Below are 11,387 nucleotides of genomic sequence, written 5' to 3'. Positions count from 1 at the left end.
AGATTTAGTGATTATCAAGGTAGAAAACTCAGCCGCTACTTCGTCAAATGCGCCATCATCAGACAGGAAGATCGGCTAAAACCATTCGTCGATACCATGTTGCCACTACTAGACAGTGATGATCTGGTGGAGTTGCGACTGAGGTGGGCCATCAGAGAGGCTGACTTCGCTAGCCTTATTGCCTATTTGCCCCAGCTAAGTGAACAGAAAAAAACTAAACCCAGATGGCAGTATTGGCAGTCCAGGGTCGATGAAATCATCTCGACTCAAGCCTCTCCTGCTCCGAGCTCAGATATTGTCGATAACCACTCTAACAACAGATTAGCGAACTTGAGCAAGCATAGAAATTTTTATGGTTATGCCGCGGCACTCGAGCTCAACAGTGAATATCAACTCGAGCACCTTGACACCGTCACTGACCCGGCTCTGAGACAAAAAATCTTCGACGATAAAGCCTTGGCGCGCGTGATAGAACTACTGGCAATAGATAAGACTATTGATGCCAGATCTGAGTGGGTTCAGATGCTGGGCCGACACAGCCGAGCAATGCAAAAAGAGTATGCAATATTTGCATTGGAGAATAAATGGCACGCTCTCGGTGTTCAGGCCAGCATACAAGGCAAACTGTGGAACGACATGAGATTACGTTTCCCCTATGCTGCCGAGCAAGCTTTCGTGACCGCCAGCAAGAAGCAGAAGGTCAATATCGATGAACTCAGGGCTATAGCCAGAAGAGAGAGTGCTTTTTACCCTTACGCAACCTCGGGGGCCGGAGCCAGAGGCCTGATGCAGCTCATGCCTGCGACCGCAAAAGAGGCAGCCAGGAAAGCTGGAGTCAAATACAAGGGCACACCTAGTCTGTACATTAATGAGATAAACATTCGCCTCGGCAGTGCTTACTATGCTTCCCTATTAAAGCGGTTCAATAATAATCGTGTGTTAGCCACAGCGGCTTATAATGCCGGTCCCCATAGGGTTAAGCGTTGGTTAAAGAAAACCAATGGAGAACTCGATGTTGTCGCCTTCATCGAAGCTATCCCTTTCACCGAGACCCGTGAGTATGTACAGGCAGTGCTTAGCTATCGAGTCATCTACCAAATCAAACAAGGTAAGCAGCCCGAACTATTTTCGGCTAAAGAACTGGATTTTAAATATTAATCAATAGGTAATTAACAGTCTACTCAGCAAACATAACTAAGATTCTTTCGAGTTACTTAATACAATAATACCTGTGTCTCAGCTCCTTGGGAGTTAAAAAACGTGCAGATTTCACCAGTGTGATGAAAATTAGCTCATTCGAACTCAGTTTCAGGTAAAAAGCTTAGACAGCCAGCCTTTATTGTGAATAATTATCATTAACATAATGATACTAAGATCGACTTAATGATATCACTGGATAATCTTTACCTGGGCGCAGAATATCAACCGCTGATCAACACCTCGGACTCGTCTATCTATGGCTATGAAGCCCTGTCTAGATTTACCGATCTCGATGGCCGTCACACCCCGCCCAATATCGTCTTCGATCATCTTCATCATCAGGCATCTCTGTTAGAGTTCATGCAAGGGTAACGAAATGACCTAGACTTAGAGACTTAGAGTTAGAATCAAGAAACTGGATCGAGAATCTAATTTGTCGCATAGTAATGCCATAATGCCAGTAAAGAGAATTCAATGTCCAAACAGACAATTTCAGATATTATCACTCAGCTTGGGCGTGTTCTATTAGGCAAACCAGAACAGATAAAACTGGCACTTGCCTGTATTCTCGCCAAAGGACACCTGCTGATCGAAGATCTTCCCGGCATGGGGAAAACCAGTCTATCCCATGGTATCGCCCAGAGTCTGGGACTCAGTTATCAGCGGATACAATTTACCAGTGATATGTTACCCGCCGATATTCTAGGTGTCTCTATTTTCGATAAGGAGCAAGCTCAGTTTATCTTTCATCCTGGGCCAATCTTCAAACAGATGGTGCTAGCGGATGAAATCAACCGTGCCAGTCCCAAGACACAGAGTGCACTACTCGAGGCCATGGCCGAAAGTCAGATCACCGTCGATGGCATCACTCACCCGCTGCCCAGTCCGTTTTTTGTGATAGCGACGCAAAACCCCAGTGAGCAATCAGGCACATTTCCACTGCCAGAATCTCAGCTCGATCGCTTTATGATGCGCCTATCCATTGGTTATCCAAACGCAGCAGCCGAACTCGAAATGCTCAAAGGACATGACCAGTCGCCCCAGCTTCTGGTTCTTCCCCAGTGCATATCCCAAATCGAACTGGTTCAGTTACAGCAAGATGTTGGCAAAATTACCGCTTCCGATGCCTTACTTAATTATGTGCTCGCACTCGTCGCTGCCTCCCGCGTCCAGAATGAGGGATTTGGCCTGTCACCACGTGCGAGCAAGGCACTGCTCCAAGCCTCTAAAGCCTGGGCTTTTCTCAATGGACGCAGCTACCTTGTCCCCGAAGATGTACAGGCTGTGTTCTCATCGGTAGCCGAGCATAGGATCCGCAGCAGTAGTCATCAGCAGGGAGCCGCCCTTTCTCAAAAAATTCTCAGCAACGTCAACCCTATACTGTAACTTAGCATAATGATGAATCGGGCTAATTCCACTAAGACTACAAAACCCTGGAGACCTTCGCTCTGGTGGCGTTCCTGGTTAGCACGTAGGCTGCCGCCATCGAAACAGGTCACATTAGCCCATAAAAGTATCTTCATTCTCCCTACGGGCTTCGGCCTATTGTGGATCAGTCTGATCTTGCTCTTGTTTATACTCGGCACTAATTATCAAAACAACTTGATTATAGGATTGAGTTTTTTACTGGTAAGCCTATTCAATACCTGCATCATCTACAGTTATAAAAACCTTGCAGGGCTGTCACTGAGTTCATCTTCTCCGCCTCAAGCCTATGCTGGGGATACACTGATATTTCCAATAAAGTTGTCATCTAAACAAGTTCAATTTGAAGTATTGCTTTCCTATGCCAATAACCAGGTCAATGTGCTCAAAGTGATTAAAGAGGAACCACAAGTTTCTCTGCTGCAATTTAACAATCTTAGCCGAGGCAGAATGTTTCCTGGACGCTTGAAAATAGAGTCGAGATACCCGCTTGGATTATGCAGAGCCTGGTCACATATCGATCTTGATAATCAATTGATCGTCTTTGCCAGTCCCATCGAATCACAATCAGAGCTGTCTTCTTTAGCAACGGACGATATAAGCCACACTTTAGACCGGGGCATACATGTTCAGGGAGTCGATGAGTTTAAAGGCCTCAGGCAACATATTCCCGGAGAGTCATTGAAACAGGTCGCATGGAAACAACTGGCACAGGGACGTGGCATGCTGAGTAAGGAATTTCAGCAACCCCAAGGACAACCCCTCTGGCTCACTTTAGATAATCTAACTTCTCCAGATATCGAGGAGAGGATCAGTAAATTGACTTGGTCCATCGATAAACTCAGTGAACGCGGGCATATATTCGGGCTAGTCATAGGCCAACATAAAATACCTCCCGCGGATGGCGAGGGCCATCGTATTGTGTGTCAACAAAGCATAGCGCTGCTGCCCGAGAGAGAGGAGCAGATAAAATGAAGCCGTCGCAGCAACAGGAGATCATATCCCGGCACAGCCTACTTTGGTTACTCATCATCAATGCCGTGATACTGCTGCCACTCTATGACAAGTTGACTCCATGGACCATGGCCATCTGCGGCATCTGCCTAGTATGGCGCTACGGCATTTTTATGGGAAAAGTAGCTAAACCTCCTCGTGTGCTGGTCACAAGCCTCGCCCTGGCATCGGCATTGACTCTAGCTCTGGTCACATCAAAAATTGGCTTACTCAACGGCTTAATCAACTTGCTGATTTTAGGCTATTCACTCAAATATATAGAGACGAGAGACCGGCGTGATGTCAGAATTGTGGTCATTGTCGGCTACATACTTATCGCGATCACCTTACTCGGGCAGCAATCGTTCTACTTCTCTACCCTGTTAATCGTCATTGCCGCGATTAACACTTGTGTGTTAGTGAGCCTCTACCGGGAAGATGTGAAGCTCTATGAAACAGCCAGAATAGGCTTTATCCTCATCATACAAAGCTTGCCCTTAGCCGCCCTGCTCTTCCTGGTATTTCCTCGTTTACCTCCCCTGTGGTTGATGCCGCAAATGAAAACGGCACAAACAGGTCTCTCTGATGAAGTCAGTTTCGGTGAAATAGGCAGGCTGACACGCTCTGCGGCTCTCGCATTTCGAGTCAAGTTTGACGGCACTCCTCCCAGCAATCATCAACTTTATTGGCGGGCGCTGGTCTTAGAAGATTACGACGGTCAGACCTGGACACAAAACGAAAGCATTAAAACCTCGGAAGCAAATAATTTAGCATCATCGAGCATGCCTGCGGCCACTGGACCTTGGCTAAATTACTCTGTTATTGCACAGAAGAGTAACCAACACTGGCTCTTCGGCCTGGACGTCGCATTCAGCGATACCGCTGACATTATCCAACTGCCAGACTACCGCCTCTATTCCACCAAGAGCCTCACACAAACGTTTCGATACAGTGTCAAATCTTTCCCCTCTGTGCCCATGGATATAACACTCACAGATAATGTCAGGAATATTAATTTACGGCTCCCTGAGCTGAGTAACCCCAGAACCCACAAATTAGCCAAGAGTTTTGCAGGGCGCTACCCAAATCCGGTGAAGAGACTCAATGCCATGATGAATTACTTCACCGAGCAAGCCTATTTTTATACCCTGACGCCACCGCCTGTAGGTCCACAGCAAATTGATGATTTCTTATTAGAAAACAAGGCCGGATTTTGTGTTCATTATGCCAGTGCATTAACCGTAATGGCTCGCGCTAGCGGAATACCAGCAAGAATGGTAACAGGCTATCAGGGCGGCGAATGGAATAAACAAGCCCAATATTTCAGCATCTATCAATATATGGCCCATGCCTGGGTGGAAGTCTGGTTAGAGAACAGAGGCTGGATAAGACTCGATCCCACCTCTATGATAGCCCCAGAGAGAATACTCGAAGGTTTCGATGGCTATTTTCAAGGAGGAGACAGCTATTTTATCGACAGTCCCTTCAGCACACTTAGACTCAGAGACTATCCCCTTCTCAATGAACTGAGGCAAACATTAGCCAGCATAGATTTCTATTGGAGTGTCTGGGTATTAGGCTTCGATTCGAATAAACAAGAGCAGGTGTTACATAAGTTACTGGGGAAGATCACCACAGAGAAGTTAGCCTTTTTCATGCTCTCAAGCTTGGCTCTTATCATGTTAGTCATAGCATACAGTGCCGGATTATTGCGTTTCAGCCCAGATAAAGACAAAATATCATCGGCTTATTTAAGAGTCTGTCGGTTATTAGATAAGAAAGGCGTGTCCAGACGGCTCGAGCAGGGCCCGATAGATTTTTGCCATAGTGTAGAGAGCCAGCTACCTGTGATAGCTAAAGATTTCTCTCTATTGACTCAGTATTACATCGCGCTTAAATATCGAACATTAACGCCCAGTGGCAGAAAAAGCACCACTAAGCTATTTATTCGATTATCCCGGCAGTTGCAGCTTAAACTGATCAGGCTCTAACAAGACACTAGTACGCATAGATTCAGCGCACAACAAACATATGTCTTATCAGAACATGTCTGCATAGACTCAATCATTGAGTCTATGCAGTAGCCAGTATCAAAATGAATATATCTACGTCGCAGGATAAAGCCCTGCTAAGCTAGACTCTGTGGCCCCAACACACTGGACAGCACAGCGGTTGTGGTTAAAATCAGTGCAGCGATAAGGATCTCGACCCCAATTGAACGCTGCAACATGCCTACTGAGTTCGCCTCGCCTTGTTTTGGTTTTGAGCTCAGTTTCACTGCTAACGAGCCAGATTCCAGTCCGTTATCAACAAGATTAGGCACCAAGCTAAACTTGTGCAGTGCCGCTATCGCCAGAATCGCCGAAATGATGAAAAGCTTAGTCAAAATGGCTCTTCCATAACCCGTATCGATAAACTCGCCAGGACTTTGAAACAAGAGGCTTAGCAATATCAGTCCCGTGATCACCACAACAGCGACGATAAATATGGCTAGCTTGCCAAACAAGTCCATGACACTCTTGAGTGATTGCGCTTCTAAGCGGCCACACTTGGTCCACAAGGGGATCAGTGAGCCAATCCAGGCACCGATGGTGACAACATGAAGAGCCACCAGCCACTTACCTAAGTCATCCATATCGGCACTGTGACCTATCAAGGTGAATGAATATGCCAAACAAAACGTAGCCACTAAGAGCAGACCCAATGCGCTATGTCGAGGGAGTCCCGTCTTCTTAACTGGCATGAATGTGGCGAGCAAAACCAGCACAAAACCAGCAATACGCCAAGATACGGATCCCCCGACAGAGCTCTGCCAGAGGATTTCTGTCATCAGAGGATCCCACATCCCCGAAAGACCCGTCTCGGCAAACGAAGCTACCTGAATGAAGAAGTTTATAGTGACGGCCAAGAGTCCGATCATGGCCCCCTTCCTCATGTAGCCAGATAAGTCGTCACAAGCTGTTGCTGTACTTGAATCTATTTGCTGTTTCCTGATTGTCGAGCCGACATTCATTAACATCATCAAGAAGCCGCCCAGACTCGACGCCACGCCAATATAGATGAGCCATTTAGTCATGATGCCGAGTATATCGAACAGGCTTAGCGCCATGAATGCATCAGTCATGGGAATGGCTGGCATGATCGTGCTCAGTGGTATTTACCATCACTTCATGGACCATGAAGCCGAATTTGCCTTTCATTTTATGGGCATCTTCGCCCATGATCATCCAGCTAACCGAGTAACTTGAGGGGGCCAATTGAGGCAAGTCTAGGGAGAATTGCTTTGAGCTCTGCATGTTTGGCTTGAAACCAAATTTGATATCATTACCGGTACCATCCTTGAGGCTCAATTTAACCAGGCGTACCGGACTGCTAAATGTCAGCGCCAGCGCTTGGGGCGAGCCTTGCTGCATCTCATTCTTAGCGGGGCTCGATTTAACCAGCCCGGAATGCGCCAACGCGGCAGAACTAAAGATCATGGTGGCAGATATTGCGATTGTCTTGATTAGTTTCATTTTGACCCCTTCAATTTATATTGTTTAATATCTTGATTAATTTGTTTTTTACTATGTAACTATTAGATTTATCATTCCAATGTCGATTTACTCTTGCAGCTTATTTTCCTTTCAGATCTCGATTCCCCCTTCTGCTATATGGGTGCTAAAAACCGGACTCAGAACCAAGATCTGAAACCAACAACGAATTGAGTCTCGCTATCTTCCTCTCCCTCATCCCTCGCATAATCCGCCGTATTACCAAACTTCTTACTCCAATTGACCCCGATATAAGGCGCAAACTCCCTGACTATTTCATAGCGTAATCTCAAGCCTGCGCCAAAATCTGACAAACCGGATCCGATACCGACATCGGGATCATTTTGTCCGTAGAAGTTCATCTCAATCTCAGGGGTTAAGATGAGCTTTTGGGTGATCAAGAGTTCATACTCACTACTGAAACTCACCGCCGTTCTCCCCTCCTTTCCCACATAAAGCGCCGCATCTATTTCAAAGAAATAGGGTGCGAGCCCCTGAATTCCCAGCACAGCCCAATCACGGGAAGGAGACGGTTTCAAATCCCGTCTCAGCCCCATCTGCAAGTCCCAATAGGGAGCGATGGCCCGGCTATAGAGGGCCTGAACTTCGGCGTCGATAACATCTCCGCCCGAGTATTCCCCCTCAGTCTTAATCCAAAATTTATTGAGGTCATAGCCAATCCAGGCCTGTGCTCCCCAGCTGGTGGTACTATTACTGCTGAGATCGTTCTCAAATTCATCGATCATCACCTTGGTCAACAAGGGATCGTCAGTTTCTGCGCCATAGGCCATGTCGACACTCGCCAAACTAACCAGGGCGACCAGAGCGATGGCGATAAAGGGATAGCGATTTAGCGGATTGGTATTCATTTGCGACTCCATATTTATTCCCTTGTTTGAGCTATTACTTGAGCTTTTACTTGAGCTTATAGTTATGCGTTGTTAACTTGGACTTTTCTGAACATGCCCGGCATATGGAACAGCAGATGACAATGATATGCCCAACCACCTAACGCATCGGCTGTCACCAGATAACTGATGCTCGAGCCCGGTTGCACTATCACGGTATGCTTACGGGGAATAAAATCGGGATCACCCGTTTCCAATTCACTCCACATCCCATGCAAATGCATGGGATGGGTCATCATAGTATCGTTGACTAAGGTGATACGCACTCGCTCACCAAATTCAAGTTCCAGTGGAGCGGCATCGGCGAACTTGATGCCGTTTACCGACCACATGTAACGGCTCATGTTGCCGGTGAGATGCAGCTGGATCTCCCGGCTAGGCTGCCTTTTATCCCGCGTAGGAGTCAGGCCCTTGATATCTGCATAGGTGAGTACTTTTCGCTTGTATAAGCTTTGATGATCCCTGAGCCCGATTCCCGGATCGCTCAAGCCACTGCGGGGGCTCGCCGCCCGCATATCGACCTGAGGACCGAATTCACTGGAAACATGCTTAATTTCATTGTTACTGCCATACCCGGCTAACCCCAAACCCGTAGCACTGGCCATCTGCATGGCACTATGATCCATACCGTTCATGTCCATGGCTTTGTCCGCGTCTGTGCCCATCTGCATCGAACTATGATCCATACCCTTCATGTCCATGGCTTTGTCCGCGTCCGTGTCCATCTGCATAGCACTATGATCCATACCTTCCATGTTCATGGCTTTGTCACCATTCCCGGCCATATCCATCGAGCCGTGGTCCATGCCTTCCATGTTCATGCCCATGTCTCTGTGTGCTAACACGGCAACGGGATCCATGGGAGGAATGAGGGGAGTAAGGGCCTGATCTGAAGTCAAACTGCCATAGGTGAAACCGGTGCGGTCTATGCTCTGAGCGAAGATACAATAAGCATTGTCAACTTCAGGCTCGACAATCACATCATAGGTTTCGGCGACACCGATACGGAACTCATCGACGCTCACAGGCTGAATATTCTGACCATCACTGGCCACCACCGTCATCTTCAGACCCGGGATACGCACATCGAAAATGGTCATGGCCGCGCTATTAATGAATCTGAGCCTCACTCTTTCCCCTTGGCGAAACAGCCCTTGCCAGCCCTTCTCCGGAGTATTGCCATTCATCAGATAGGTATAGGTATACCCGGTCACATCCGAAATATCCCTGTCACTCATTCGCCCCTTGTTCCACATAGAACGCGCATTCCAGGTGTTAACTAAACCATTAGCTGAGATGTCATCGAAGAGATCGACTAAGGTGCGCTCACGAAAGTTATAATAATCGGACTGTTTCTTGAGCTTGGCATAGATGGACTCAGGCTCTTCGTCTGACCAGTCTGACAACATCACCACGTATTCCCGATCGTATGCCACGGGATCGGCATCCTTAGGATCGATGACAATAGCGCCGTACATGCCAGTTTGTTCCTGGAAGCCTGAATGACTGTGATACCAATACGTTCCGCTCTGGCCAACAGTAAAGTTATATTCGAATGTCTCTCCGGGCGCTATGCCCTCGAAACTGATCCCGGGAACACCATCCATATTGGTCGGCAGGATAATGCCGTGCCAGTGAATCGAACTGGACACATCCAGGTTGTTTTTGACCCTAAGGGTTACCGATTCCCCCTCTTTCCAACGAAGTAGAGGCCCGGGGATACTTTGATTAACTACAGTGGCACGAACATGGGTGCCGGTGAAATTAACGGTTTGATAATCGATACTAAGATCGAACACTTTACCACTGAGCGTCGTTAAGCCTTTGCGTAACGACGCGGCTAACACGCTCTGGGTGAAAGGCAGGCTGGCCAGCATCATGGCACTCGCCGCGCCCATGACGAATCGGCGACGAGATAGCGCTCCAGGTGCCTTGACCAAGCTTCCAGGCACCATTAATTGAGACGATTTAAGCATTTTATTCATAATACTGACTCCTCTAGTGAGTTAACTTCACCATAGACACTGCGACTGCCATCTTTATTAAGCAGTAAAACCTGATAAGGCCTGAATTGGTCACCGTACTCCATTCCCGGGCTACCGACCGGCATAGCAGGGACGGCCAAACCGATAGCCCCTGGCGGAGTATCGTTTAGAAACTGATGAACATATGTTGCGGGAATATGGCCTTCAAACACGAAACCTTGGCTAGATATCGCGGTGTGGCAAGACTGAACATTGGCGGGGATACCCTTGGCTTGTTTGAGCGAGCTCAGCTGCTCAGTGTCATGGGCTTTAGCATCGAATCCATGGTTATCCATATAATCGATCCACTTACCGCAGCAGCCGCAATTTGGATCTTTATACACTGCCAAAGAATGAACCTGAGCCGTTATCGCTGCGTCTTTACTGGCAGTGACATTGCCTGATAAGGCTTCCCTGCCCATGTAATTAACGGCTCCGGCTCCCAGTAGACCTGTGGCCATGAGGAGGGGAATCAACATGAGCTTCTTGCTTATACGCCCCTCTTTTGAAGGCATGAGTCTTGAGCTCTTAGTCTCTGATAAAGCGTTTTCTGCTAAGGTGTTTTTTGAAGCCATAGGGCCTCCGAATATACGCAGCCTGAAAACAATAAATCTGTAGAATTATCACCCACAAGATTAAAAGTTAACCTAAGGGTTCAAGCAGATTTCAGGCTTAGAACTGAGTTAACGTCGGGCGAATTTGAGATTCTTAACAGAATTCACCATGTGCGACGCAGTGAGCAGCAAAAGGATTAAGACCGTAAATTTTAAACGGATCTATGCCTTATCAGGCGAGTATTGGAGGACGGTAAAGCGAAGAAGGGTATTGATTGAGGGTTGTCATCTTGAACACACTCATCTTAAGTAGAGGGTGTGTTGTTATGTCTAATCCAGGCAGTGCCATGGTTAAAGCCACTGAGAAACAAGAACCCATAGCGCAATTACATACACTCTTACAACAGTCTTGTTGCTCATCGTTTGTCATGATGTGAGACATGCCGGAATGTGCCGAATCAGGGTCTTGCATCGAATCCTGGCTCATCTCCATAGTGTGTTGAGATATGGAGTTTTGAGTCATGCCCATGGACATAGAGTAAGGCATGATCACAGACGCGTATGCCTGACCGACAAATGTCAGTAGCATCAACATCAAGATGATCCCTTTACCTATATTCAACATAACCTCAACGAGAAAAACGATTAACTTATTTAGCATAACCTAGAGGACATCATTTTTAAACCCTATTTTAAAACATATAGGGGATAAAAATATTTGCAGTCTAGAACAAGGCTCATAAAACACTA

Annotated in this window: 11 protein-coding genes; 5 read left to right on the top strand and 6 right to left on the bottom strand. The window is 47.1% G+C overall.

The window, feature by feature from the left end:
* The 5 genes from KT99_RS11340 to KT99_RS11320 all read left to right on the top strand — a co-directional run.
* On the top strand, positions 1-1,158 hold a 1,158-nt coding region (locus KT99_RS11340), incomplete at its 5' end, for a transglycosylase SLT domain-containing protein (protein WP_005500110.1).
* Positions 1,159-1,383: 225 nt separating this feature from the next.
* Positions 1,384-1,572, top strand: a complete 189-nt coding sequence (locus KT99_RS11335) for an EAL domain-containing protein (protein ID WP_005500109.1) — start codon at positions 1,384-1,386, stop codon at positions 1,570-1,572.
* Positions 1,573-1,674: 102 nt separating this feature from the next.
* Positions 1,675-2,586: an AAA family ATPase gene (locus KT99_RS11330; protein WP_005500108.1), complete on the top strand. Its 912-nt coding sequence runs from the start codon at positions 1,675-1,677 to the stop codon at positions 2,584-2,586.
* A gap of 228 nt (positions 2,587-2,814) precedes the next feature.
* Positions 2,815-3,600 (top strand): DUF58 domain-containing protein, encoded by a 786-nt coding sequence (locus KT99_RS11325; protein WP_232504291.1) that lies wholly within the window; start codon positions 2,815-2,817, stop codon positions 3,598-3,600.
* Positions 3,597-5,609 carry a transglutaminase TgpA family protein gene (locus tag KT99_RS11320; protein WP_005500106.1) on the top strand — a complete coding sequence of 671 codons (2,013 nt, stop codon included), beginning with the start codon at positions 3,597-3,599 and terminating at the stop codon, positions 5,607-5,609. The genes KT99_RS11325 and KT99_RS11320 overlap by 4 nt, the downstream gene beginning before the upstream one ends.
* A 137-nt stretch (positions 5,610-5,746) precedes the next feature.
* On the opposite strand, the gene KT99_RS11315 is transcribed toward KT99_RS11320, so the two are convergent.
* The 6 genes from KT99_RS11315 to KT99_RS11290 all read right to left on the bottom strand — a co-directional run bounded on the left by KT99_RS11315 (position 5,747) and on the right by KT99_RS11290 (position 11,298).
* Positions 5,747-6,757 carry a copper resistance D family protein gene (locus KT99_RS11315; RefSeq protein ID WP_083804842.1) on the bottom strand — a complete coding sequence of 337 codons (1,011 nt, stop codon included), beginning with the start codon at positions 6,755-6,757 and terminating at the stop codon, positions 5,747-5,749.
* On the bottom strand, positions 6,735-7,133 hold the full coding sequence (locus tag KT99_RS11310; RefSeq protein WP_005500104.1) for a copper resistance CopC family protein: 399 nt from the start codon (positions 7,131-7,133) through the stop codon (positions 6,735-6,737). The genes KT99_RS11315 and KT99_RS11310 overlap by 23 nt, the downstream gene beginning before the upstream one ends.
* A 158-nt stretch (positions 7,134-7,291) precedes the next feature.
* Positions 7,292-8,032: a copper resistance protein B gene (locus KT99_RS11305; protein WP_005500102.1), complete on the bottom strand. Its 741-nt coding sequence runs from the start codon at positions 8,030-8,032 to the stop codon at positions 7,292-7,294.
* Between the two features lie 50 nt (positions 8,033-8,082).
* A complete protein-coding gene (locus KT99_RS11300; RefSeq protein ID WP_198402021.1) occupies positions 8,083-10,035 on the bottom strand; it encodes a copper resistance system multicopper oxidase in 1,953 nt (650 codons plus the stop codon).
* A gap of 5 nt (positions 10,036-10,040) precedes the next feature.
* On the bottom strand, positions 10,041-10,658 hold the full coding sequence (locus KT99_RS11295) for a DUF411 domain-containing protein (RefSeq protein ID WP_005500099.1): 618 nt from the start codon (positions 10,656-10,658) through the stop codon (positions 10,041-10,043).
* 211 nt (positions 10,659-10,869) lie between these two features.
* Complete coding sequence (locus KT99_RS11290) at positions 10,870-11,298, bottom strand: hypothetical protein (protein WP_005500098.1); 429 nt, start codon at positions 11,296-11,298, stop codon at positions 10,870-10,872.
* Positions 11,299-11,387: the final 89 nt, after the last annotated feature.

This window comes from Shewanella benthica KT99 (assembly GCF_000172075.1).
Lineage (GTDB): Bacteria > Pseudomonadota > Gammaproteobacteria > Enterobacterales > Shewanellaceae > Shewanella > Shewanella benthica_A.
This window is presented reverse-complemented; position numbering and strand designations above follow the sequence as displayed.